Source organism: Streptomyces sp. NPDC024687, assembly GCF_055559055.1.
Map to the genome: position 1 here is coordinate 424,235 of NZ_JBVHLJ010000001.1, position 23,392 is coordinate 447,626.

Annotated in this window: 20 protein-coding genes; 11 read left to right on the plus strand and 9 right to left on the minus strand. The window is 71.8% G+C overall.

All coding sequences use genetic code 11. The annotated features are described in order from the left end of the window. The first annotated feature begins 26 nt into the window (after window positions 1–26). Entirely contained in the window at window positions 27–476 is a 450-nt protein-coding gene (locus ACZ39I_RS01885; RefSeq protein WP_467241750.1) for a protein-tyrosine phosphatase family protein, read from the plus strand. A 4-nt stretch (window positions 477–480) separates the two neighbouring features. Here the strand turns inward: ACZ39I_RS01885 and bla are convergent, their stop codons facing one another. Next, complete coding sequence (gene bla, locus ACZ39I_RS01890) at window positions 481–1,395, minus strand: class A beta-lactamase (RefSeq protein WP_467243291.1); 915 nt, start codon at window positions 1,393–1,395, stop codon at window positions 481–483. 96 nt (window positions 1,396–1,491) lie between these two features. Here bla and ACZ39I_RS01895 point away from each other — a divergent pair, with 96 nt between their 5' ends. Continuing rightward, entirely contained in the window at window positions 1,492–2,607 is a 1,116-nt protein-coding gene (locus ACZ39I_RS01895) for an abortive phage infection protein (protein WP_467241752.1), read from the plus strand. On the opposite strand, the gene ACZ39I_RS01900 is transcribed toward ACZ39I_RS01895, so the two are convergent. Beyond that, window positions 2,595–4,067: an alpha/beta hydrolase gene (locus ACZ39I_RS01900; protein WP_467241753.1), complete on the minus strand. Its 1,473-nt coding sequence runs from the start codon at window positions 4,065–4,067 to the stop codon at window positions 2,595–2,597. The genes ACZ39I_RS01895 and ACZ39I_RS01900 overlap by 13 nt on opposite strands. A gap of 192 nt (window positions 4,068–4,259) precedes the next feature. Between ACZ39I_RS01900 and recO the strand changes: the two genes are divergently transcribed. Both recO and ACZ39I_RS01910 read left to right on the plus strand, forming a co-directional pair. Beyond that, a complete protein-coding gene (recO, locus tag ACZ39I_RS01905; RefSeq protein WP_020116258.1) occupies window positions 4,260–5,009 on the plus strand; it encodes a DNA repair protein RecO in 750 nt (249 codons plus the stop codon). A 61-nt stretch (window positions 5,010–5,070) separates the two neighbouring features. After that, on the plus strand, window positions 5,071–5,919 hold the full coding sequence (locus ACZ39I_RS01910; RefSeq protein WP_352383751.1) for an isoprenyl transferase: 849 nt from the start codon (window positions 5,071–5,073) through the stop codon (window positions 5,917–5,919). Window positions 5,920–5,953: 34 nt separating this feature from the next. Here ACZ39I_RS01910 and ACZ39I_RS01915 read toward each other — a convergent pair whose 3' ends face one another. The 5 genes from ACZ39I_RS01915 to ACZ39I_RS01935 all read right to left on the minus strand — a co-directional run bounded on the left by ACZ39I_RS01915 (window position 5,954) and on the right by ACZ39I_RS01935 (window position 11,601). Then, a complete protein-coding gene (locus ACZ39I_RS01915; RefSeq protein WP_467241756.1) occupies window positions 5,954–8,353 on the minus strand; it encodes a M4 family metallopeptidase in 2,400 nt (799 codons plus the stop codon). 150 nt (window positions 8,354–8,503) lie between these two features. Beyond that, entirely contained in the window at window positions 8,504–8,920 is a 417-nt protein-coding gene (locus ACZ39I_RS01920; protein ID WP_062043125.1) for a Fur family transcriptional regulator, read from the minus strand. A 58-nt stretch (window positions 8,921–8,978) separates the two neighbouring features. Next, window positions 8,979–9,881, minus strand: a complete 903-nt coding sequence (locus tag ACZ39I_RS01925; protein WP_467241757.1) for a metal ABC transporter permease — start codon at window positions 9,879–9,881, stop codon at window positions 8,979–8,981. Next, window positions 9,881–10,657, minus strand: coding sequence for a metal ABC transporter ATP-binding protein (locus ACZ39I_RS01930; RefSeq protein WP_467241759.1), 777 nt, complete (start codon window positions 10,655–10,657; stop codon window positions 9,881–9,883). The genes ACZ39I_RS01925 and ACZ39I_RS01930 overlap by 1 nt, the downstream gene beginning before the upstream one ends. Further along, window positions 10,654–11,601, minus strand: a complete 948-nt coding sequence (locus tag ACZ39I_RS01935; protein ID WP_467241761.1) for a metal ABC transporter substrate-binding protein — start codon at window positions 11,599–11,601, stop codon at window positions 10,654–10,656. The genes ACZ39I_RS01930 and ACZ39I_RS01935 overlap by 4 nt, the downstream gene beginning before the upstream one ends. A gap of 128 nt (window positions 11,602–11,729) precedes the next feature. Here ACZ39I_RS01935 and ACZ39I_RS01940 point away from each other — a divergent pair, with 128 nt between their 5' ends. The 4 genes from ACZ39I_RS01940 to ACZ39I_RS01955 all read left to right on the plus strand — a co-directional run bounded on the left by ACZ39I_RS01940 (window position 11,730) and on the right by ACZ39I_RS01955 (window position 15,629). Continuing rightward, entirely contained in the window at window positions 11,730–13,112 is a 1,383-nt protein-coding gene (locus tag ACZ39I_RS01940) for a glycine--tRNA ligase (RefSeq protein ID WP_467241763.1), read from the plus strand. A 198-nt stretch (window positions 13,113–13,310) separates the two neighbouring features. Then, window positions 13,311–13,922, plus strand: coding sequence for a LysE family translocator (locus ACZ39I_RS01945; protein ID WP_467241765.1), 612 nt, complete (start codon window positions 13,311–13,313; stop codon window positions 13,920–13,922). 62 nt (window positions 13,923–13,984) lie between these two features. After that, a complete protein-coding gene (locus tag ACZ39I_RS01950) occupies window positions 13,985–14,995 on the plus strand; it encodes an aldo/keto reductase (protein ID WP_467241767.1) in 1,011 nt (336 codons plus the stop codon). Between the two features lie 46 nt (window positions 14,996–15,041). Then, window positions 15,042–15,629, plus strand: coding sequence for a TetR/AcrR family transcriptional regulator (locus tag ACZ39I_RS01955; RefSeq protein WP_467241769.1), 588 nt, complete (start codon window positions 15,042–15,044; stop codon window positions 15,627–15,629). A gap of 21 nt (window positions 15,630–15,650) precedes the next feature. Here the strand turns inward: ACZ39I_RS01955 and ACZ39I_RS01960 are convergent, their stop codons facing one another. Continuing rightward, window positions 15,651–15,866 carry a hypothetical protein gene (locus ACZ39I_RS01960; RefSeq protein WP_451471381.1) on the minus strand — a complete coding sequence of 72 codons (216 nt, stop codon included), beginning with the start codon at window positions 15,864–15,866 and terminating at the stop codon, window positions 15,651–15,653. 109 nt (window positions 15,867–15,975) lie between these two features. Then, on the minus strand, window positions 15,976–17,409 hold the full coding sequence (locus ACZ39I_RS01965; RefSeq protein WP_467241772.1) for an MFS transporter: 1,434 nt from the start codon (window positions 17,407–17,409) through the stop codon (window positions 15,976–15,978). Window positions 17,410–17,504: 95 nt separating this feature from the next. Here ACZ39I_RS01965 and ACZ39I_RS01970 point away from each other — a divergent pair, with 95 nt between their 5' ends. The 3 genes from ACZ39I_RS01970 to ACZ39I_RS01980 all read left to right on the plus strand — a co-directional run bounded on the left by ACZ39I_RS01970 (window position 17,505) and on the right by ACZ39I_RS01980 (window position 23,374). Next, entirely contained in the window at window positions 17,505–18,419 is a 915-nt protein-coding gene (locus ACZ39I_RS01970; protein ID WP_467241775.1) for an MmyB family transcriptional regulator, read from the plus strand. Between the two features lie 137 nt (window positions 18,420–18,556). Next, a complete protein-coding gene (locus tag ACZ39I_RS01975) occupies window positions 18,557–19,060 on the plus strand; it encodes a hypothetical protein (RefSeq protein ID WP_467241777.1) in 504 nt (167 codons plus the stop codon). A gap of 9 nt (window positions 19,061–19,069) precedes the next feature. Beyond that, on the plus strand, window positions 19,070–23,374 hold the full coding sequence (locus ACZ39I_RS01980) for an HAD-IC family P-type ATPase (RefSeq protein ID WP_467241779.1): 4,305 nt from the start codon (window positions 19,070–19,072) through the stop codon (window positions 23,372–23,374). Window positions 23,375–23,392: the final 18 nt, after the last annotated feature.

Sequence of the window (23,392 nt, forward strand, 5' to 3'; positions counted from 1 at the left end):
CCTCGATGACGGGTTCGAATGGGGTCATGAAGGGGTGGGACGAGAAGTGGGACCAGGAGTGGGACGAACACGACCCGGGCGTCCTGCGGCTGCCGTCCGGACGCCTGGTGCGCGGCCGCGGCCTGAGGCACCCGCTGGATCCGGCCGCGCCGGCACCGTCGTACGGCGTCTATCTGCTCGGTGGCACTCCGCCGGAGGTCCCCTGGGCCTCCCGCTGGGTCCGCTGGCCGGACTTCCGCCTGCCGGCGGACCACAGGGAGGCCCGCGACGTCCTGGTCGACGCCTGGGAACGGTCGGCCGCCGAACGGGTCGAGATCGCCTGCGGTGGCGGCCGCGGCCGCACCGGAACGGCCCTGGCCTGTCTGGCGGTGCTGGACGGGGTGCCCCCGGAGGAGGCGGTCGCGTACGTGCGCGAGCACTACGACCGCCGCGCGGTGGAGACACCCTGGCAGCGGCGGTACGTCCGGCGGTTCTGACCGGTCAGCCCAGGGTGCCGGCGACCACCGCGGCCGCGTCGGCGATCAGCGCGTCGACCCGTACGGCGTCCTGCGCGGGCATCGTCGACAGCACGGACAGGACGATCGGGTCACCGGCCTCCGTCCAGACGACACCGACGTCGTTGTTGGTGCCGTAGGAGCCGCCGCCCGTCTTGTCGGCGATGGTCCACGTCTTCGGCAGGCCTGCGTGGAAGCGGTCGACGCTGGTCGTGTTGCTCAGCAGCCAGTGCGTGAGCAGTTCCCGGTCCCGCCGGTCCAGCGCGTCGCCGAGGACCAGCCGGCCGTAGGTGCGGCCGATGGCGTACGGGCTCGTCGTGTCCGTGCGCCGCCACGGCTCGGCGGTGTTGAGCTCGGGCTCCCAGCGGTCGAGGCGGGTGATCCGGTCGCCGAGGGAGCGGGCGAAACGGGTGATCGCGGTGGGGCCGCCGAGTTCGCGCAGGAGGAGGTTGCCGGCCGTGTTGTCGCTGTAGGTGATGGCCACTTCGGCGAGCTCGGCGATCGTCATGCCCTCGGCGAGGTGTGCCTTGGTCTGGTCCGAGCCCGGGATCACCAGGTCGTCCGCGGTGTAGTGGATCCGCCGGGCGAGCACCTCGCCGTCGCGGTCGAGGTCGCGCAGGACGGCGGCGGCCGCGAGGGCCTTGAACACGGAGCACATCGGGAAGCGCTCGTCGGCGCGGTACCGGACGGACCGCCTGGCCGTGAGGTGGTGCGCGAAGACGCCGAGCCGGGCGTCGTACCGCTCCTCCAGGGCGCGCAGCCGGGTGGCGACGGCGTCCTCGGCGGCGTACGCGGTCGTGCCGGTCAGGACGGTGGCCGTGCCGGCGGCCAGGAGGGCGCGGCGGGACAGTTTTCCGGAGCCTAAGATCTTTCTCTCCTTCGCTCGGGGACGGAAGCCGATCTCTTCAGTGATCGACGCCCGCGGTCATCCCTTGGTTGCACCGCCGTAGACCATCGGCCGACGGACAGGCCCGCCCGCGGCCGACACAGTGGCGGCATGGAGAAGACAACGGGGATCAGCCGGGCACAGTTCCTGACGGGAGCGGCGGCGCTGGGGGCGGCGGCGGTGCTGCCGGCCGGCCGCGCGGAGGCGACCGGGCGCGGACTGGAGCGCCACGGCGTCGTCTACACCGTCGGCGCGGGCGAGACGTCCGCCACCGCCTGGAGCGCCGCCCGGATGCGCCGGGACATCCGGGCCATCCGCGAGGACCTGCACGCCGACACCGTCGACGTCACCGGCGACGGTGTCGAACGCCTCACCGCCACCGCCGCCGAGGTGGCCGAACGCGGACTGCACGTCTGGCTCCAGCCGACCCTCGGGGACGTCCCGCAGCGGGACATCCTCGACCACCTGGCGGAGTGCGGCCGGTTCGCGGAGCGGCTGCGCCGGCAGGGCGCGAGCGTCGAGCTCAGCGTGGGCTGCGAGTTCTGGCTGTTCGTGCCGGGGATCCTGCCGGGGGACACGGCCCTGGAGCGGATCGAGAACCTGAGGAACGGCACCTACGACCGGGTGCGGATGCAGCGCGAACTGGCCCGCTTCACCGCGAGGGCGGCCAAGGTGGGCCGCTCGGTCTTCCAGGGCCGCCTCAGCTACGCCGCCGCCCAGGACGACGAGGTCGACTGGAACCTGTTCGACGTGGTCGGCATCGACTACTACTCGTCCTTCCGCCGACCACAGGACTACGTACGCGAGTTGCGGCAGTACCAGCGCTTCGGCAAGCCCGTCGCCATCACCGAGTTCGGCACCTGCACCTTCGTCGGCGCCCCCGAGGCCGGCGGCATGGGCTGGGACATCGTCGACTACGACAAGGACCCGCCGGAGATCAAGGGGAACGTCGTCCGCAGCGAGCACACCCAGGCCGTCTACCTCACCCAACTCCTCGACGTCTTCCAGTCGATGGGCCTCTACGCCGCGATGGCCTTCGAGTTCCTCACCGCCGACGCCCCGCACCGCCCCGACGATCCGCTTCACGACCTCGACATGGCGAGCTACGGCATCGCCAAGGCGATCAAGGACCGCCCCGACGACCCGCGTTCACCCTGGCACTGGGAACCGAAGGAGGCGTTCCACGCGCTGGCCCGCCGGTACCGAGGGTGCGGTCAGCGGCAGTAGAGGTCCTTCGCGGGCCGTTTGCCGGTGGCCAGGAAGCGGGACACCGTGGCGTCGCCGCACGCGGTGCCGTTGTCGAGGTAGGCGTCATGGCCGGTGGAGTCGTTGGTGACCATGACGGCCCGCCGGCCGAGCGCCTCGCGGAGCTTGAGGGCACCGCTGAGCGGGGTGGCCACGTCCCGTGCGTTCTGCACCATCAGGATGTTGGACGGTCCGCGGTCGCCGACGTGCACGGGTGCCTCCCTCGGCTCCCACGGCCAGGCGGTGCACGGCATGGCGTTCCTCGGCATGCCCCCGGTCAGCGGGAACTCGGCCCGGCTCCTGGCCACGCCCTCGCGGTAGAGCGCCGGGTCGCCCGGCCAGTCGACGTCGTTGCAGATGGTGGCGGCGCCGACCGCGGCGACGTTCTGGAGGACGGCCTCGGGCGGGCCCGCCGGCGCGGGCGGCACCGTGCCCTTTTGGGCGGCGAGGATCAGCTTGGCGAGGGCCGGGTAGTCGTCGGGGTCGTAGAAGGAGTCGAGCATCGTCTGGCGCAGGACGTTGCCGTTCAGCTCCTCGGGGTTGGCGCCCGGCCAGGGGATCGGCTCGCGGTCCAGGCGGGCGGCGAGCTTCAGGAACAGGGGGCGGACCTCGGCGGCCGTGTCGGCGAGGCGGTCCGGGTTGCTCGGTGCCGAGGCCCACTCGGCGAATTCGGGGAAGTTGTCCTCGGCACCCCGCTCGAACGCGGCGAGCCAGGCGCGCTCCCCCAGCACCGGGTCCGGGTTGTCGTTGCTGTCCAGGACGACACGGTCGGTGCGCCGCGGGAACAGCTGGAGGTAGGCGTCGGTGACATAGGTGCCGTAGGACACGCCCCATATGGACACCTTGCGCTCGCCGAGCGCGGTGCGGACGCGGTCGAGGTCACGGGCCTCGTTGAGGGTGCTGATGTGCCGGACGAGCTCGCCGCCGTTGCGGGCGCAGGCCTCGGCGACGCGCTTCCCCGCGGCCAAGTTCGCGTCGACCGAGCCGTCCGGGGCGGCCCAGGGCAGCAGGGTCGTCCGGGCCAGGTCCCGGTGTTCGAGCCCGCAGTCGACGGCCGTCGAGGGCGCCATCCCGCGCGGCGCGAACCCGATCAGGTCGTAGGCCTCCCGCACCTTCTCCGGCAGCTTCTGCCCCTTCCCCGAGGGGTCGTTCATGCTGTCGCCGCCGGGCCCGCCGGGGACGAGCAGCAGGGCACCGCGCCGGGCCTCCGGGTTCTCGGCGGGAATGCGGGAGACGGCGATCTCGATCTTCGGTCCGTCCGGGTCGGCGTAGTCCATGGGCACGGAGACGGTCGCGCACCGCTGGCGCGGATCGAGGCCGCCGCCCTCGCACTCGGTCCACCGGAGACCACTGGTGGCGGACGCGCTGAGCGGTGTCAGGACGCCGAGGACGACACCGGAGGCGGCGGCGATCAGGGCGAGGCTCTTCGTCATCTGCTTCATGCCAGGAGCCTCGCGGATCACCGGCCCCGGCCCCATCCGGGCAACTGCCGTATTCCCAGGGGGGTTTACCCCAGGACGGCCACCCGTCGTCGCGGACTTCGACGACCACGGTTCCCGCGTAGGGGAGAATGGGTCCATGAGTCTGTTCCGCCACGACGGCGTCGCGCCGCGCACCCGGTGCGGAGGCGTGCGATGAGTCTCTTCCGGGACGACGGGGTCGTGCTGCGGACGCAGAAGCTCGGCGAGGCGGACCGGATCATCACGCTGCTCACGCGCGGGCACGGAAGGGTGCGGGCCGTGGCCAGGGGCGTGCGGCGGACCAAGTCGAAGTTCGGGGCGCGCCTTGAGCCCTTCTCCCACGTCGACGTGCAGTTCTTCGCGCGGGGCAGCGAGCTGATCGGCCGCGGCCTGCCGCTGTGCACGCAGAGCGAGACCATCGCGCCGTACGGTGGCGGCATCGTCTCCGACTATGCCCGGTACACCGCCGGGACGGCCATGCTGGAGACCGCCGAGCGGTTCACCGACCATGAGGGCGAGCCGGCCGTGCAGCAGTACCTGCTGCTCGTCGGCGCCCTGCGCACCCTCGCCCGGGGCGAGCACGCGCCCCACCTCGTCCTCGACGCCTTCCTGCTGCGCTCCCTCGCCGTCAACGGCTACGCGCCCAGCTTCAGCGACTGCGCGCGATGCGGCATGACCGGCCCGAACCGCTTCTTCTCCGTGGCCGCCGGCGGCTCGGTCTGCGTGGACTGCCGGGTGCCCGGCAGCGTCGTACCGTCACCGCAGACCCTGGAGCTCCTCGCCGCGCTGCTTACGGGAGACTGGGAGACCGCGGACGCGAGCGAGCCGCGGTACGTCCGGGAGGGCAGCGGGCTGGTGTCCGCCTACCTGCACTGGCACATGGAGCGCGGGCTGCGCTCCCTTCGGTACGTGGAAAAGTCGTAGAGCACCACAGTCGTAGAGCACCCCACAGTCGTAGAGCACCACTGAGGAGACGAGAAGCACCATGGCCGTAAACGGGATCCTGGGGCGCCGGCGGCGCGAGTACCGGGCGCCGGAGCCGCACCCCTCCGGTGCCCGCGCGCCCAAGCTCCCCGGTGAGCTGATCCCCGAGCATGTGGCGATCGTCATGGACGGGAACGGGCGGTGGGCCAAGGAGCGCGGGCTGCCCAGGACGGAAGGGCACAAGGTCGGCGCCGAGCGGGTCCTCGACGTGCTCCAGGGCGCGATCGAGGCCGGCGTGAAGAACATCTCGCTGTACGCCTTCTCCACCGAGAACTGGAAGCGCTCGCCCGACGAGGTCCGCTTCCTCATGAACTTCAACCGCGACTTCATCCGCAAGACCCGTGACCAGCTCGACGAGCTGGGCATTCGCGTCCGCTGGGTGGGCCGGATGCCCAAGCTGTGGAAGTCCGTCGCCAAGGAGCTCCAGGTCGCCCAGGAGCAGACCAAGGGCAACGACAAGCTCACCCTGTACTTCTGCATGAACTACGGAGGCCGGGCCGAGATCGCCGATGCCGCCCAGGCCCTCGCCGAGGACGTGAAGGCGGGCCGTCTCGACCCGTCCAAGGTCAACGAGAAGACCCTCGCGAAGTACCTGTACTACCCGGACATGCCCGACGTGGACCTGTTCCTGCGGCCCAGCGGCGAACAGCGCACCTCCAACTACCTGCTCTGGCAGAGCGCGTACGCCGAGATGGTCTTCCAGGACGTCCTGTGGCCCGACTTCGACCGCCGCGACCTGTGGCGGGCCTGTGTCGAGTTCGCCTCCCGGGACCGCCGCTTCGGCGGGGCCGTCCCGAACGAGGAGCTCCTCAAGATGGAGGAAGCGATGAAGGGCGAGCCGGAGGACTGACCTCCGACCCGCCCCGTTGTCGTCGTTCAGGGGATCAGCCCGTCGTCACCGCGGTGTCGTCGATCACGAAGCTGGTCTGGAGCGAGGAGTCCTCGACGCCCGTGAACTTCAGGGCGACCGTCTGACCGGCGAAGGCCGACAGGCTGAAGGACTTCTGGACGTACCCGGAGGCCGCGTTCAGGTTGGAGTACGTGGCCAGGGTCGTCGACCCGGCGGTCACGGTCAGCTTGTCGTACTGCGTGCTGGTGCCGGTCTCCGCCGTGTCGACGTGCAGGTAGAAGGTGAACTTCGTCCCCGTGCAGGCGCTCGGGACCGTCACCGACTGGGAGAGCGTGTCGGTGTGGGTGGAGCCGTAGCCGTCCAGCCAGGCCTTGTAGGAGCCGGTGCGGGCGGCCTGGCTGGTGGAGTTGGTGATCACTCCGCTGCTCGCGGTCCAGGTGGTGCTGCCCGACTCGAAGCCCTGGTTGCCGAGGAGCTGGCTCGAGGTGCAGCTGCCGCCGCCCGACGAGTTCACCGTCCAGATGAAGGACGCGGTACCGGTGGCTCCGGTGCTGTCGGTCACCGTGACGGTGCTGCTGTAGCTGCCGGCCGTGGTCGGGGTGCCGGAGATCACGCCGGTGGAGCTGCTGATCGACAGACCGGTGGGCAGTCCGGAGGCCGCGTAGGTCAGTGAGCCGCTGTTGGTGCTGCTCGCGCTGACCTGGAGGCTCACGGCCGTCCCGACCGTGGTGGTCTGGCTGCCCGGGTTGGTCACCGTCACACCGGTCGACGGCACGGTGATGTGGCTGCCGACGTTGATGCCCGCGAAGGCGTTGCCGACCCCGGCGTACTGCGCGGAGCTGGTGCCGTAGAGGGCGGCGGCCGCGTTCAGGGCGGCGGTGCGGGCGCCGGCGTAGTTGGTGCTGGACGTCATGTACGTCGTCAGCGCCTTGTACCAGATCTGCAGGGCGGCGGCCCGGCCGATCCCGGCGACGGCGACACCGTCGGAGGTCGTGCTGTTGTACGTGACCCCGTTGATGGTCTTGGTGCCGCTGCCCTCGGAGAGCAGGTAGAACATGTGGTTCGCGGGACCGGACGAGTAGTGCACGTCGAGGTTGCCGACCCCGGAGTACCAGCTGTCCGCCGAGCCGCCGTCCTTGCTCGGCTTGTCCATGTACCGCAGCGGCGTGCCGTCGCCGTTGATGTCGATCTTCTCGCCGATGAGGTAGTCGCCCACGTCGGAGGAGTTGTTGGCGTAGAACTCCACGCCGGTGCCGAAGATGTCGGAGGTGGCTTCATTGAGGCCCCCCGACTCACCGGTGTAGTTGAGCCCCGCCGTGTTGGAGGTGACACCGTGGCTCATCTCGTGACCGGCCACGTCCAGCGAGGTCAGCGCGTGGGTGCTGCTGGTGCCGTCGCCGTAGGTCATGCAGAAGCAGTCGTCGTCCCAGAAGGCGTTGACGTACGCCGAGCTGTAGTGGACGCGGCTGTAGGCGGCGACCCCGTCGTTCTTGATGCCGCTGCGGCCGAAGGTGTTCTTGTAGAAGTCCCAGGTGGTCTGGGCCCCGTAGTGGGCGTCCACCCCGGCGGTCTGGGTGTTGGAGCCGGAGCCGGTGCCCCAGACGTCGTCGGCGTCGGTCATCAGGGTGCCGGTGCCCGAGGTGCCGTTGTTGAGGCTGTACGTCTTGTGGCCGCCGCGCGAGGTGTCGTACAGCTGGTACGTCGAACCGGAGAGCGTGGTGCCCATGGTGACCGTGCCGCTGTACTGGCTGTTGCCGGTGCCGGTCTCGACGCCCTCGTAGCGGGAGAGCTCGGCGCCGGTCGTGGCGTCGGTGATCACGTGCAGCTTGCTGGGCGTGCCGTCGTCCTGGAAGCCGGAGACCACCGTCTCCCAGGCGAGCTTCGGGGTGCCCGAGCCGGCCCAGATCACCTTGCGGGCGCTCTGCGCGGCGGGCTTGTCGGCGTCGAGCGCCTTGGCCGTCCTGAGGGCCTTCGTCTCGGCGGCCGCCTTGCCGAAGGTGGCGGTGGTGGACTTCACCGAGACGGTACGGCGGTTGTTGTTGAAGGTCGCGCCGAGCGTGCCCGTCGCCTGTGCGGCCGGCGGCGTGTGCACGACCAGGTCGCCGCCGAGGACGGGCAGCCCGTCGTAGGTGCGCTCGTAGCGGGTGTGGACGGTGCCGTCGTTGTCCTTGACGACGTCCTTGACGACCAGTTTCTCCTTGGCGCCGAGGCCGAGGGAGTCGGCGGTCGTCCCGGCTTTGCCGGACGCGCTCTTGATCAGTGCGGTGCGCTGGGCGGGGGAGAGCTTGGCTTCCAGACCTCCGGTGCGCAGCGGACCGAGGTGGGGGGAGGAGGGCCCGGCGGCGGCGGGGACCGTCTGGACGCCTACGGCGAGGAGGGAGGCCGCGGCCACCAGGGACGCGGCGGCGGCTGATCTTCGTGGGGAGGGTCTCACTCGTACTCCTACTGCTACGACGGGGTGGAGGTGCCGTGCGGGAACTGCGTGAGAGCTGGGGGGAGCGTGGCACTGTTGACCCGTCCATGTCATGCAAAGGAGGCCGAGACAAGGGTTAACCCTCGACTCGGCTGTGAGACCCCTGTGGGGTCAGGCCTGGGCGGCCGCGCAGTCCGCGCAGGTGCCGAAGATCTCCACGGTGTGCGCCACGTTGACGTATCCGTGCTCGGCGGCGATGGCGTCGGCCCACTTCTCGACGGCCGGGCCCTCGACCTCCACCGCTTTGCCGCAGACCCGGCAGACCAGGTGGTGATGGTGCTCGCCGCTGGAGCAGCGGCGGTAGACGGACTCGCCGTCGGAGGTGCGCAGGACGTCGACCTCGCCCGCGTCGGCGAGGTTCTGGAGGGTGCGGTAGACCGTGGTCAGACCGACGGCGTCGCCCTTGTGCTTGAGCATGTCGTGCAGTTCCTGCGCGCTTCGGAACTCGTCGACCTCGTCGAGGGCCGCCGCCACGGCGGCCCGCTGCCGGGTGGCGCGACCCTTCACGGGCGGTCCTGCGGTCGTCACGGGTTCCTCCTTCGTTCGGCACCTGCCGGGCCATTGTGCCAGCCCGGCCTGTGCCCGGTCAGACGCCGACCGGGCCGTCCGCCTCCCGACTGGCCGGAATCACACACTCCGCGGGGTCCGGGGCGGGCTGCGCGGCGGCGGCCGCCCGGGCCCGTCGCCTGGCCAGCGGGGTCGCGAGACCCGTCAGCACGACGAAGGCTCCGATGGTCAGCAGCACGATCGTCGCGCCGGGCGGGACGTCCTGGTAGTACGAGGTCACAGTGCCGCCGATCGTCACCGTCACGCCGATCGCCACCGCGATCGCGAAGGTGGCCGCGAAGCTCCGGGTGAGCTGCTGCGCCGCCGCCACCGGCACCACCATCAGCGCGCTGACCAGCAGCAGGCCGACCACGCGCATCGCGACGGTCACCGTCACCGCGGCTGTGACCGCGGTCAGCAGGTTGAGCGCGCGCACCGGGAGACCGGTGACCCGGGCGAACTCCTCGTCCTGGCTGACCGCGAAGAGCTGCCGGCGCAGCCCCAGGGTGACGAGCACCACGAACGCGGCCAGCACACAGATCGCCGTCACGTCCGATGCGGAGACCGTGGACAGCGAACCGAACAGGTACGACGTGAGGTTGGCGTTCGAGCCGCCGGGCGCGAGGTTGATGAACATCACGCCGCCGGCCATGCCGCCGTAGAAGAGCATCGCGAGGGCGATGTCGCCCCGGGTCCTGCCGTACCAGCGGATCAGCTCCATGAGGACTGCGCCGAGGACCGAGACCAGGGTCGCCATCCACACCGGCGACCAGGAGAGCAGGAAGCCGAGGCCGACGCCGGTCATGGCGACATGGCCGATGCCGTCGCCCATCAGGGCCTGGCGGCGCTGGACGAGGTAGATGCCGACGGCGGGGGCGGTGATGCCGACCAGGACGGCGGCGAGCAGGGCCCGCTGCATGAAGGCGTAGTCGAGGAAGTCCATCAGCTCAGCAGTCCCGTACGGATCGGCTCGTGGTCGTGGGGGTGGACGTGGTCGTGGCCCGGCAGGGCGTGCTGGCCGACCGCGCGCGGGGGCGGGCCGTCGTGCTGGACACACCCGTCGCGCAGGACGACAGCCCGGTCGATAAGGGGCTCCAGCGGGCCCAGTTCGTGCAGTACGAGCAGGACCGTGGTGCCCTGGGCGACCTGCTCCCCGAGCGTGCGCGCCAGCACCTCCTGGCTGGCCAGGTCCACGCCCGCCATCGGCTCGTCCATGATCAGCAGTTCGGGTTCGGCGGCGAGCGCGCGGGCGATCAGCACCCGCTGGTGCTGGCCCCCGGAGAGGGCGTTGACGGAGTCCTTCGCGCGGTCCGCCATGCCGACCAGCTCCAGGGCACGGCGCACGGCTTCCTTGTCGGCCTTGCGGAGCACGCCGAAACGGGCGCGGGACAGGCGCCCGGAGGAGACGATCTCGGTGACGGTCGCGGGGACGCCGCCCGCGGCGGTGGTGCGCTGCGGGACGTACCCGACCCGGGCCCAGTCCCTGAACCGCCCGCGCGGGGTGCCGAAGAGCTCGATCTCCCCGGCGGACGCGGGGACTTGGCCGATGATCGTGCGGATCGCGGTCGACTTGCCGGAGCCGTTGGCGCCGAGCAGCGCGACGACCTCACCGCGGTGCACGGTGAGGTCGATGCCGCGCAGGACGGGCCGCGAGCCCAGGTCGGCGCGGACCCCGCGCAGCGCGATGACGGGCTCGCTCATGCCGTCCTCCGGTGTCATTTCGCTCCCAGGGCGCTCTGCAGCGCCTTGAGGTTGGCTTCCTGTACCGCGAAGTAGTCCTTGCCGCGGGACTTCTTGGTGATGCCCTCGATCGGGTCGAGGACGTCCGTCTTCAGCCCGGCGTCGGAGGCGATGGTCTTCGCGGTCCTGTCGCTGACGAGCGTCTCGTAGAACACGGTCGTGACGCCGTCGGCCTTCGCCATCTTCTCAAGGTCCCTGACGCGGTTGGCGCTCGGCTCCGACTCCGGGTCGAGGCCGTTGATGGCCTCCTCGGTGAGGCCGTAGCGCTCGGCGAGGTAGCCGAAGGCGGCGTGGGTGGTGATGAAGACCTTGGTGCCGGTGTTCTCGAGCCCGGTCTCGAACTTCGTGTTCAGGGCGTCGAGCTTCTTCACCAGTGCCGCGGTGTTGGCCTTGTAGTCGGCCGCGTGGTCCGGGTCCGCCTTCTCGAAGGCATTGCCGACGCCCTCGGCGACCTGGGAGTAGCGCACCGGGTCGAGCCAGATGTGCGGGTCGAGGCCGCTCAGTTCCTCGTCGGCGTGGTCGTCGTGCTCGGCCGCGTGGCCGCCGACCTCGTTGCCGTGCTTCTCCAGCTCGGTGAGGGAGGAGGCGTCGATCTTGGTGGTGATCCCGGACTGGTCCACCGCCTTGTCGACGGCGGGCTGGAGGTTCTTGAGGTAGAGCACCGCGTCGGACTTCTCCAGCGCCACGGTCTGCTTGGCGCTGATCTCCAGGTCGTGCGGCTCCTGGCCGGGCTGGGTGAGACTGGTGACGCTCACATGGTCCCCGCCGATCTGCTCGGCGAGGAAGGCCATCGGGTAGAAGGACGCGACGACGTCGAACTTGCCGGTGTTGCCGACGGCGGTGCTGTCGGTGGAGCACGCGGAGAGGGCGGCGAGGGCACCGGCGGCAGCGACCATGGGTATGAGGCGACGTCGTACGTTCATGACAGTCATTTTCATCAAATATGGAAACGGTTGTCAACAAAGTCCGGGGCGCGAACCGATTTGATACGAGGGGTGGCCGCGCCGGTAACCTGAGGCATTCGCTGCCGTCCCGTAATGAAGAGAGCACCGTGGCCGCCGACAAGATCGACACCATCGTCAGCCTGAGCAAGCGCCGTGGCTTCGTATTCCCCTGCAGTGAGATCTACGGTGGTCAGAAGGCCGCCTGGGACTACGGACCGCTGGGTGTCGAGCTCAAGGAGAACCTGAAGCGTCAGTGGTGGCGCTACATGGTGACGTCGCGCGAGGACGTGGTCGGTCTCGACTCGTCCGTCATCCTGGCCCCCGAGGTCTGGGTCGCCTCCGGTCACGTCGCCACCTTCTCCGACCCGCTCACCGAGTGCACCTCCTGCCACAAGCGGTACCGCGCGGACCACCTGGAGGAGGCCTACGAGGCCAAGAAGGGGCACGCCCCGGAGAACGGCCTCGCCGACGTGAACTGCCCCAACTGCGGCAACAAGGGCCAGTTCACCGAGCCCAAGCAGTTCTCGGGTCTGCTCTCCACCCACCTCGGCCCGACCCAGGACACCGGCTCCGTCGCCTACCTGCGTCCCGAGACCGCGCAGGGAATCTTCACCAACTTCGCCCAGGTGCAGACCGCTGCGCGCAAGAAGCCGCCGTTCGGCATCGCGCAGATGGGCAAGTCCTTCCGCAACGAGATCACGCCCGGCAACTTCATCTTCCGCACCCGCGAGTTCGAGCAGATGGAGATGGAGTTCTTCGTCAAGCCGGGCGAGGACGAGAAGTGGCAGGAGTACTGGATGGAGCAGCGCTGGAACTGGTACACCGGCCTCGGTCTCCGCGAGGAGAACATGCGCTGGTACGACCACCCGGCGGAGAAGCTCTCCCACTACTCCAAGCGCACCGCCGACATCGAGTACCGCTTCCAGTTCGGCGGCAACGAGTGGGGTGAGCTGGAGGGCGTGGCCAACCGCACCGACTACGACCTCACCGCCCACTCCAAGGCCTCCGGCCAGGACCTCTTCTTCTACGACCAGGAGGCCGGCGAGCGCTGGACGCCGTACGTCATCGAGCCCGCTGCCGGTGTCGGCCGCGCGATGCTGGCGTTCCTGCTCGACGCCTACGTCGAGGACGAGGCGCCCAACGCCAAGGGCAAGCTGGAGAAGCGCACGGTGCTGCGCCTCGACCACCGCCTGGCCCCGGTGAAGGTCGCGGTGCTGCCGCTGTCCCGCAACCCGGAGCTGTCCCCGAAGGCCAAGGGCCTCGCCCAGACGCTGCGCCAGAACTGGAACATCGAGTTCGACGACGCCGGCGCGATCGGCCGCCGCTACCGGCGCCAGGACGAGATCGGTACGCCGTACTGCGTGACGGTCGACTTCGACACCCTCGAGGACAACGCGGTGACGGTCCGCGAGCGGGACTCCATGAAGCAGGAGCGCGTGTCCCTCGACCAGATCGAGGGCTACCTGGCCGGGCGTCTCGTCGGCTGCTAGGTCCGCCGCCCGGGAGGTCCGGCGGCTGTGAGGTCCAGCGGCGGTCGGTGCGTCGTCGTCTGCGGACGCGTCGTGGCCGGCCGCGCAGTTCCCCGCGCCCCCAACGGGGCGCGCCGAGGGCGCCCCTGACGAGTGGCCCCCGATGCAGGTGCCGGTGTGGACCTGTATCGGGGGCCTTTCCGTGTTCAGGCTGGCCCCATGAGCCTCGCCTTCCTCCTCATCACGCTTGTCGTGGTCGCCACTCCCGGCACCGGCGTCGTCTACACGCTCGCCGCCGGGCTCTCCCGCGGCCGGCGCGCGAGTGTCGTCGCCGCGTTCGCCTGCACCCTCGGGATCGTGCCGCACGTCCTGGCCACGGTCACCGGACTCGCCGCGCTGCTGAACGCCAGTGCCGCGGCCTTCCAGGCGGTCAAGTACGCCGGGGTCGCCTACCTCCTGTACATGGCCTGGGCGACCGTGCGGGACGAAAATGTGATCGACGTCGACCACGACGGCGCGCCCCGGTCCGCGGGCCGCGTGATCGTCAAAGGGGTGCTGATCAACCTCCTCAACCCGAAGCTGACGATCTTCTTCTTCGCGTTCCTGCCCCAGTTCGTGAACCCGGCCCAGCCGCATGCCGTGCCGCGCATGCTGGCGCTGAGCGGGATCTTCATGCTGGCGACCTTCGTGGTCTTCGCCGGGTACGGGGTGCTCGCCGCCTCGGTCCGCATTCATGTGATCTCGCAGCCTCGGGTGCTGGCCTGGCTGCGGCGGAGTTTCGCGGCGTCCTTCGTGCTGCTCGGAGCCAAGCTGGCCACGACCGACGCATGAGGCTGACATATGACAGCTGACAGATATTGAAATCTGTCAGCTGTCATGGCAGGGTGGTCGCCATGACGATGCGAACCCGAACTCTCGGCACCACCGGTCCCCAGGTCTCCGCCCTCGGCCTCGGCTGCATGGGCATGTCCGGTATGTACGGCGAGGCGGACCGTGCCGAGTCGATCGCCACCATCCACGCCGCTCTGGAGGCCGGCGTCACCCTGCTGGACACCGGCGACTTCTACGGCATGGGCCACAACGAACTGCTGATCAGCGAGGCGCTGCGCACCGCTCCGGCCGCCCTGCGCGAGAACGCGCTGCTCAGTGTGAAGTTCGGCGCCCAGCGCGACCCGGACGGCGCGTGGCACGGCTACGACGCCCGCCCGGCCGCCGTGAAGACCTGGGCCGCGTACTCCCTCCAGCGCCTCGGCGTCGACCACATCGACGTCTACCGCCCCGCCCGGCTCGACCCGCAGGTGCCGATCGAGGAGACCGTCGGGGCGATCGCGGAACTCGTCGAGAAGGGGTACGTCCGCCACATCGGGCTGAGCGAGGTCGGACCGGAGACCATCCGCCGGGCCGCCGCCACCGCCCCGATCGCCGACCTCCAGATCGAGTACGCGCTCATCTCCCGCGGCCCCGAGCGGGAGATCCTCCCCGTCCTGCGCGAGCTCGGCATCTCCGTCACCGCGTACGGAGTGCTCTCCCGCGGGCTGATCTCCGGCCACCTCACGGCAGAGCGGCAACTCGCCACGAACGACTTCCGCGCCCACTCGCCCCGCTTCCAGGGCGAGAACCTCCAGCACAACCTCGCCCTGGTCGAGTCCCTGCGCAAGATCGCCGAACAGAAGGGCATCACGGTCGCGCAGATCGCCATCGCCTGGGTGGCCTCCCGGGGCGACGACATCGTGCCGCTGGTCGGCGCGCGGACCCGCGAGCGGCTCGGCGAGGCGCTGGGCGCCCTGGACGTGACCCTGGACGCCGCCGACCTGGCCGCCATCGAGGACGCCGTACCGGCGGACGCGGCGGCCGGCGAGCGGTACCCGACGCCGCAGATGGCCATGCTCGACAGCGAGCGATGAGCGGTGAGCGGCGAACGATGAACACCGTGCCGGGTACGGTCTAGGCATGCCCCCGACCACCGAGATCCTGACCGCCGAGCGCATCCTCGAAGCCACCGAGGAGGTGCTGCGCCGCCACGGCCCGGCCAAGGCCACCGTGGTCGACGTGGCACGCGCGCTCGGCGTCAGCCATGGCAGCGTCTACCGGCACTTCCGGACGAAGGCGGCGCTGCGGGAGGCCGTGACGAAGCGGTGGCTGGACCGGGCGACGGGCGTACTGGCCGCGATCACCGACGAGGACCGTGCCCCGGAGGCCCGGCTGCGGGACTGGCTCGCCGCGCTCTTCGAGGCCAAGCGCCGCAAGGCGGGCGACGATCCGGAACTCTTCGCCACGTACTCGGTCCTGGCCGGTGAGAACGGCGTGGCGGTCACCGAGCACCTCACCGAGCTGACCGACCAGCTGACCCGCATCGTCCAGGACGGCATCGACGCGGGCACCTTCACCGTCACCGCCCCGGCCACCACGGCCCGGGCCCTCTTCCAGGCCACGGCCCGCTTCCACGACCCCGGCTATGCCGGTGAGTGGGAAAAGCCGGGCGCCGAAGGGGAGTTCACGGCGCTGGTGGACCTGCTGGTACGGGGCCTCAAGGCCTGACCGCCACCACCGCCGCCCTCTTTACGTCTTCGACGGGTCCACCGTCGCCTGGTGGGCCTCCGCCAGATGCTCCTCCGCCTTCAGCCAGGGCAGGAACTGGGCCGCCTTGCGCCAACCACAGGTGTCACATCTGACCGTGCGCTGCGCGCCCTTGCGCTGCACCTGGACGACGTGCTCGCGGCCGTGCTGGTCCCAGCGGCTCACCTTGCTCGTGTTGCTCGTGCCGATCTGCGCCATGTGCCTCGCCTCCGGCTAGGAGTGTGCAGCAAGAACAACATCAACAGCAGTGGCAACAGCAGTATCTTCACGGGGCGTTCGCCAGGACCGAGCGCGGTCGGTGGCCCGGTCAGGCGACCGTCCGCGGCAGCCGCAGGCTCAGTACGCCGGTCAGCGCCACCCCGGCCAGCTGGACGAGGAGCGTCGTCACCAGGGCGTCCCGCATGCCCATGCCCGGCACCAGGGCCAGGAAGAGACTGCCCAGCGTGGCCACGCCCAGGGCCAGGGCGGACTGCTGGGTGGTGACCATCACGCCACTGCCCACACCGGCCCGCGCGGGCGGCACCTCGGACAGGACGATCCTGAAGATGACGGGCAGTTGGAGGGCCTGGCCGACTCCGGCGATCGCGCCGCCCGGCAGGAGAGGCAGCAGACCGAGGTCCGGCCACGAGGAGCGGGCCGCCAGGATCATCAGGCCCAGGCCGACCGCCTGGATCAGCGCGCCCGCGGTCACCACCCGGGTGCCGTAGCGGGAGATCAGGCGTGGCCCGGCGATCGACGTGCACAGGAACGTCACCGCGAGCGGCACCAGCGCGAGGCCCGCCTGCACGGGGCTGCGGCCCGCTCCCTCCTGGAGGGCGACCGCGATCACGAACATGAAGCCGGCGAAGCCCATGGAGAAGGGCAGGATCAGCAGCAGGCCGCGGCGCAGGGACACCAGCTCGAACAGGCTCGGGGGGACGAGCGGCGTACGGCCCTGGCGGTCCGCCCTGCGCTCCACCGCGAAGAACGCCCCCGCCAACAACGGGAACGCCGCCAGCGACAGCCACGTCCACAGCGGCCAGCCCGCCGCCCTGCCCTCGGTCAGCGGGGCGAGCAGCGAAAGCAGGGTCGCGGCCAGCAGGACCGTGCCCGGGCCGTCCACCGGCTCCGGGCGGGGAGAGCGGGTCTCGGGGACCGTACGGGCCGCGAGAACCAGGCCGGCCAGGACGACCGGGACGTTCACCAGGAACGCCGCCCGCCAGCTCGTGCCCGCGATGTCGGCCGCCACCAGGACTCCGCCGAGGATCTGCCCCGCCACCATCGCGAGGCCGGCGGTGGCGCCGTAGAGGCCCATCGCCCGTGCCCGGCGGGGCCCGGCCGTTGCCGACTGAATGGTGGCGAGGACCTGCGGCAGCATCGCGGCCGACGCGGCGCCCTGCGCGACGCGCGCCGCGACCAGCGTCCACGCGGTCGGTGCGAGCCCGCACGCCAGGGAGGTCAGCCCGAACGCCAGCATGCCGCCAAGGAACAGCCGACGCCGCCCGAAGAGGTCGCCGAGCCGGCCGCCGAGGACGAGCAGGACGGCGTACGCCAACCCGTAACCCGCCACGACGAGTTCGAGGACCGACTCGCTCGCGGACAGGTCGGCGCCGATGCTGGGCAGGGCGACGTTGACGATGAAGAAGTCGATGAGGGGCAGTGCCGCGGCGAGCAGCACCGTGAACAGTCCGAGGCCGCCCAGCTCGGACGGCGCTGCGGCACGGACGGGGTGTGGAGTGGTGGTTTCGGTCGTCACACCCATGAGCCTGCGCCCGCTCCCAGACGGGTACCAGAGTCTTCTTATCCTGGTAGAAGAACCACCTGGCAACAGGGTCCCGGTGCGGGCAGGCTGGAGGCATGACCACCATGGCCCAGGAGACAGCCGTACCGGAGACCGCATCCCTGTCGTCCTTCTCGTCCCTCTCGTCGATCCGGCGCCATGAGCTCGCCGCCTTCCTGCGCCACCGGCGTGAGCACATCACCCCCGAGCAGGTCGGACTGCCCCGCGGCCGCAGGCGGCGCACCCCTGGCCTGCGCCGGGAGGAGGTCGCCCAGCTCTCCGCGGTCGGCGTCACCTGGTACACCTGGCTGGAGCAGGCCCGGGACATCCAGGTCTCCGTGCAGGTCCTGGACGCCCTCGCCCGCGCGCTGCTGCTGGACCCGAGTGAGCGCTCGCACCTCTTCCAGCTCGCCGGGGCGGTCGATCCGACCCCGGCCACGGTCTGCCCGTCCATCACACCGGGATTGCGGGAGATCCTGGAGCAGCTGGAGCCGCTCCCGGCCTGTGTGCAGAACAGCCGGTACGACATCCTCGCCCACAACCGCACCTACGGCCTGCTGCTGTGCGACCTGGACGCCGTGCCGCCCGAGGACCGCAACTGCATGATCCTCTCCTACACCAACGACGACTGGCGCTCCTCGATCGTCCACCTGCCGGAGGTGCAGCGGCTGATGGCCGCCCGCTTCCGCGCCACCATGGCCGGCCACCTCGCCGAGCCCGGCTGTCAGATGCTCCTGAAGCGGCTGCGCACGGAGTCCCAGGAGTTCCGCGAGGTCTGGGACCGGCACGAGGTCATCGAACACCGAAGCCGCCGCAAGGAATTCATGAATCGCTACGTCGGCCATGTCAGCGTCGACCACACCGACCTCTGGCTCGGCCCCGAGGCCGGCCCGCGCCTGGTGACCTACGCCCCGGCGGACGAGGAGTCCCGGCGGCGGCTGGAGAGGCTGCACGCGATCGCCCTGGAGCGGAACCCCGCCCGCACGGCGTGAGCGCGATCTCGGCGCGACCTCTCCTATGACGCCGCCGAACCCCGCGCCTGACCTGTTGTCGCCGGTGGGGATGACCGTCCGAAGTGCGGGAACTCGGTCGGTCGGAAGTGAAAGACCCCCCACAGGCGAGGCGAGTCATGGCCGAGCAGAAGTCGTCGCAGCAGGCAGCAGAGTCAGGGTCACCGGCACCGGCACAGCAGCTTCCGCAGCCGCTGCGGGCGGCCGTGTCGGTACTGGGAAAGGTTCCCGGCGCCGGGACGGTGGGCCGGGTGGCAGAGGGAGCGCTGGACCGCGTCGGCGCGGTGTCGCCGCGTGGCCGACGGCTCGCGGTATACGCCGGGGCCGGGGTGCTCGGTGTCGCGGGCATCGTCGAGTGGCCCGTCGCGGTCACCGGGGCGGCGGTGGCGTGGCTGACACAGCCCAGGCAGGGGGAGGGGGCGGAGCCGGAGGACGCCGGCCGGCCCACACCACGGGTACTGGCGTCGTCCCACGGCACACCGCGCACCTCACCGGGCAGGCGGCCGGTCTCGTCCCCGGCAACGCCCTCCGACCGGCTCCCTCCCCATGAGACGACGGCGGAGCCACCCGGCCGACGCGGCCCCGGGGGCTCCACGGCAGGCCGTATCCGTTCCGGCGACTGAGGACGTGCGATGAACCGAGGACTCACGACGGCCGCCGCGGGCCTCGTCATGGCCGGCCCCCGCCTGCTCGCCCGGGGCACCCCCGCCGCGGTCGGCGTGGCCGCGGGGGCGGTGGCCGGAACGGCCCGGGCCGGCGTACGCACCGCGGACTTCGCGGCCCGCGCGACGAGGGCCGCCCGAGCGGCCCTGCCCGGCGCGCCCCAGCACTGGCGGGCGGGCCAACGGGTCCATGTGCCGCTGCGTACGGAGGCGGACGCGGGACACGGAGCACAGGGTGCCGCCACCGAACCGGCCACCGAACACGCCACCGGACACCGCGCCCGCCGCCTCGCCGTCGCGCTCGCCGAGCATCCCGACGTCGCTCTCGCCTACTGGGACCAGGGCCTCGGGCGGCTCGTCGTGACCGCGGTGGAGGAAGCGGCCACCGAGCGGGTCACGGAGCGGGTATCGGCACTCGCCGAGCGGTACGGCCTGGTGGCGGACGGCCAGGATGTCGAGGAGCTCGCCCACCCCGGTGACCCCGGCTCCATACGCACCGCCGCCCTCGCGCTCGCCGCCGACGCCGTCGGAGTCGCCGCCGCGTTCACCGGGTCCGCGGTGCGGCTGCCCGCCTCACCGCGGCCGGTGACCGCGGTCGCGACCCTGCTGCGGGAGAACCCCCGCTTCAGGGGCTGGCTGCGGGGACGGCTCGGGAGCGCCCGCATGGACGTGGCGCTGGCCGTCGCGAACGCCGCCGTGCACGGCGCCGGCCAGAGCCCCACCTCCCTGCTGCTCGACGGAACCCTGCGCACCTGCCAGCTGACGGAGGCGGTCGTACGGACGGCCACCTTCGAAGCCGTCCACGACGACCTGTGCGTCCCGGACCGGGACAGCCTGCCCGCCGACCTCGCCCTGCGCCCGCCCCCGCGCCCCTCACCCGCCCAGGAGTACGCGGGCAACGCCGCTGCCGGCAGCATCGCGGGCGCCGTCGCCGCGCTCCTCGTCAAACACGACGTGACCGAGGCCGCGGAGGCCGTCCTCGCGGGTTCCCCCAAGGCCGCGCGCTACGGCCCCGCCGCCTTCCACGCCGTACTGAGCACAGCCCTGTCCCGCTCCGGCGTCCTGGTGCGCGACCCGGACCGGCTGCGGCAGCTGGAGACCGTCGGCACCGTCCTGCTGCACCCGAGCGCCCTGCGCACCCCGGGCGCGGGCGCCGACCCCTGGGCCGAACCCGTGCTGGACGCGGCCCGGCGCGCCGGACTCCGCGTCGTCGTCGTGGACGACCCCGCCCTGGCCGACTTCACCGGCCTCGCCGACCAAGTCGTGGACGCCGGGCGGCCGTTGCGGGACATCGTCGACCAACTCCGCGACGACGACAGCGAAGACGAGGATGACGGGAACGGCGGTGGGGTTCTCACGATCGCCCGCCCCCAGGACGCCGACGTCGTCGCCGGACTCCTGCGCGGTGACGTGGCGGTCTCGCTCACCGACGGCGGCTGCGCGGTCGCCTGGGGCGCCGACGTGCTCGCCCCGCACGGACTCCCCGACGTCTGGCGGCTGTTGACCGCCGTACCGGAGGCCCGCGCGGTCGGCCACCGCTCCCAGACCCTGGCCCGCTCGGGCGCCGCCCTGTCCGGACTCCTCGTCGCCGTCGGCGAGTCCGGCCGCGGCCGACGCCGTACGCCACTCCCCGGCCTCCGGCACGCACCCGTCGACGCCGCCGCGGCCGCCGCCCTCTTCTCCGGCACCCGCGCCGCCCTCCGCGTGGCCACCGCGAGCCCCCCGCACCCGCGTCCCCGGGTCGCCTGGCACGCCCTGGACCCGGACGACGTACGCGACCGGCTCGAACAGGAGGCACCCCCGGAGCCGACGCTCGTCGAGCAGACGACCGAACGGGTCCGCGCCGCCGCCGTCACCGTCGTACGACTGCCCGTGCTGGCCCCCGTCAGGTGGTCGGCGCAGCTCGCCCGTGCCGTGCGCGGGGAGCTGGACGACCCGCTCACCCCCGTCCTGGCGGTCGGCTCGGCCGCGTCCGCGATCCTCGGGTCCGCGATGGACGCCCTGCTGGTGGTCGGTGCCCTCGACCTGAACGCCCTCGTCGGCGGACTCCAGCGGCTGCGCGCCGAGCGGGCCCTGTCCGGGCTGCTCGCCCAGCAGAAGCAGAAGGCCCGGGTCACGCAGGAGGACGCGGAACCGCAGGTCGTCGACGCCGCCAGGCTGAGCCCGGGTGACGTCATCGAACTCACGCTGGACGACGTCGTGCCCGCCGACGCCCGGCTGCTGTGGGAGGACGGCCTGGAGGTCGACGAGTCCGCGCTGACCGGCGAGTCCCTCCCGGTGGACAAGTGCACCGACCCGAGCCCGCGCGCCCCCGTCGCCGAACGGCACTGCATGGTCTTCGAGGGGACGACCGTGGTGGCCGGAAACGCCCGCGCGGTCGTCGTGGACACCGGCGACCGCACCGAGGCCGCCCGCGCCGTCACGCTCGCGGCGCGTACCCCGGCCGCCGCCGGAGTCCAGGCCCGGCTCCAGGAACTGACCCGCAAGGCACTGCCGTTGACGATGGCGGGCGGCGCCGCGGTCACCGGGCTCGCCCTGGTGCGCGGCACGCCCCTGCGGCAGGCGGTCAGCGGCGGGGTCGCGGTCGCGGTGGCCGCCGTACCGGAAGGGCTGCCGCTGGTGGCCACGGTCGCGCAGCTGGCGGCGGCCCGCCGGCTCAGCGCGCACGGCGTCCTGGTCCGCGCCCCGCGCACCCTGGAGGCGCTGGGCCGCATGGACACCATCTGCTTCGACAAGACCGGCACGCTCACCGAGAACCGGCTGCGCCTGGTCCGGGTCGCCGACGCGGAGGGCACGGTCCACCGCCTCGACGAGCCCGGCGCGGACGGCCCGCTGCGGATCGCGGCCCGCGCCTGCCCCCAGCTCGACGGCGACTCCGGGCAGCGCCCGGCCCACGCCACCGACGAGGCCGTCCTGGACGCGGCCGGCCCCGACGAGGAGTGGACCCAGCTGGAGGGCCTGCCCTTCGAGGCCGGCCGCGGTTACGCCGCCGCGGTCGGACATCCGGGCGACGGCTCCCCGGTCCTGGTGCTCAAGGGGGCCCCGGAGACCGTCCTGCCCGCCTGTGCCGACCTGCCCGCCGACGCCTCGGACCTGGCCCACTCCCTGGCGGCCGACGGCCTGCGCGTCCTGGCGGTGGCCCGGCGTCCGCTCGACGGTGACGGCGACGAGAAGGCCGTACTCGAAGAGCCTTTGCAGGACCTGGAGTTCGTGGGTCTCCTCGCCCTCGCCGACGTCGCCCGGGAGACCTCCCCGGCCCTCGTGCGCGGGCTGCGCGAGGCCGGCGTACGGCCCGTCGTGCTGACCGGCGACCACCCGCAGACCGCCCGCGCCATCGCCACCGACCTGGGCTGGCCCGAGGACGCCACGGTCGTCACCGGCGACGAACTGGCCGCCGCCGACCGCTCGGCCCGCTCCCGGATGCTGCGCGACGCCGATGTCGTGGCCCGGGTCGCGCCCGAGCAGAAACTCCAGGTCGTGGAGGCGCTCAGGGACGCGGGCCGGGTCGTCGGCATGGTCGGCGACGGCGCCAACGACGCGGCCGCCATCCGCGCCGCCGACATCGGCGTCGGCATCAGCGCCCGCGGCTCGGCCGCCGCCCGCAACGCCGCCGACCTCGTCCTGACCGGCGACGACCTCACCGTCCTCATCGAGGCCGTCCGCGAGGGCCGCGCCCTGTGGCACAGCGTCGCCGACGCCATCGCGATCCTGATCGGCGGCAACGCGGGCGAGGTGGGCTTCGGCATCCTCGGCACCCTCCTGTCGGGCGCCGCGCCCCTGTCCACCCGCCAGATGCTCCTGGTGAACCTCTTCACCGACCTGTTCCCGGCGATGGCCGTGGCGGTGACGCCGACGGAGAAACCGACGGAGGACGAGCCCTCGGTCGACACGATCCTGGGCGCCGCTCTGACCCGCCAGATCCGTGAGCGCGCGATCACCACCTGCCTGGGCGCCACCGTGGCCTGGTTGATCGGCCGCTTCACCCCGGGCACGGCCCGCCGCTCGACGACGATGGCACTGTGCGCGGTGGTGGGCACACAGCTGGCCCAGACCCTGGCCGACCGCCGGGAGAGCCCCTTGGTCCGCTTCACGTCCCTGGGCTCGGCGGTGGCGTTGTTCGCCGTAGTGGAAATCCCGGGCGTGAGCCAGCTGTTCGGCTGCACACCGCTGGGGCCGCTGGCGTGGGCGGGGGTGGCGGCGGCGATCGTGCTGGCGCTGGCGGGCCAGAGGTTTGTACCCGCTGTGGAGCGAACGGTACTGAATCAGCTGCGCTGAGTTGACGCACTGAGGGGC

Excerpts from the sequence above, each read along its gene's own strand:
- ACZ39I_RS01910 (WP_352383751.1), top strand. The coding sequence starts at position 5,071 with ATGGCCGTAAACGGGATCCTGGGGCGCCGGCGGCGCGAGTACCGGGCG.
- ACZ39I_RS01885 (WP_467241750.1), top strand. The coding sequence starts at position 27 with ATGAAGGGGTGGGACGAGAAGTGGGACCAGGAGTGGGACGAACACGAC.
- ACZ39I_RS01930 (WP_467241759.1), bottom strand. The coding sequence starts at position 10,657 with ATGACACCGGAGGACGGCATGAGCGAGCCCGTCATCGCGCTGCGCGGG.
- ACZ39I_RS01950 (WP_467241767.1), top strand. The coding sequence starts at position 13,985 with ATGACGATGCGAACCCGAACTCTCGGCACCACCGGTCCCCAGGTCTCC.
- ACZ39I_RS01960 (WP_451471381.1), bottom strand. The coding sequence starts at position 15,866 with ATGGCGCAGATCGGCACGAGCAACACGAGCAAGGTGAGCCGCTGGGAC.
- recO (WP_020116258.1), top strand. The coding sequence starts at position 4,260 with ATGAGTCTCTTCCGGGACGACGGGGTCGTGCTGCGGACGCAGAAGCTC.
- ACZ39I_RS01935 (WP_467241761.1), bottom strand. The coding sequence starts at position 11,601 with ATGAACGTACGACGTCGCCTCATACCCATGGTCGCTGCCGCCGGTGCC.
- ACZ39I_RS01970 (WP_467241775.1), top strand. The coding sequence starts at position 17,505 with ATGACCACCATGGCCCAGGAGACAGCCGTACCGGAGACCGCATCCCTG.
- ACZ39I_RS01980 (WP_467241779.1), top strand. The coding sequence starts at position 19,070 with ATGAACCGAGGACTCACGACGGCCGCCGCGGGCCTCGTCATGGCCGGC.
- ACZ39I_RS01975 (WP_467241777.1), top strand. The coding sequence starts at position 18,557 with ATGGCCGAGCAGAAGTCGTCGCAGCAGGCAGCAGAGTCAGGGTCACCG.
- ACZ39I_RS01965 (WP_467241772.1), bottom strand. The coding sequence starts at position 17,409 with ATGGGTGTGACGACCGAAACCACCACTCCACACCCCGTCCGTGCCGCA.
- ACZ39I_RS01900 (WP_467241753.1), bottom strand. The coding sequence starts at position 4,067 with ATGAAGCAGATGACGAAGAGCCTCGCCCTGATCGCCGCCGCCTCCGGT.
- ACZ39I_RS01925 (WP_467241757.1), bottom strand. The coding sequence starts at position 9,881 with ATGGACTTCCTCGACTACGCCTTCATGCAGCGGGCCCTGCTCGCCGCC.
- ACZ39I_RS01895 (WP_467241752.1), top strand. The coding sequence starts at position 1,492 with ATGGAGAAGACAACGGGGATCAGCCGGGCACAGTTCCTGACGGGAGCG.
- ACZ39I_RS01955 (WP_467241769.1), top strand. The coding sequence starts at position 15,042 with ATGCCCCCGACCACCGAGATCCTGACCGCCGAGCGCATCCTCGAAGCC.
- ACZ39I_RS01945 (WP_467241765.1), top strand. The coding sequence starts at position 13,311 with ATGAGCCTCGCCTTCCTCCTCATCACGCTTGTCGTGGTCGCCACTCCC.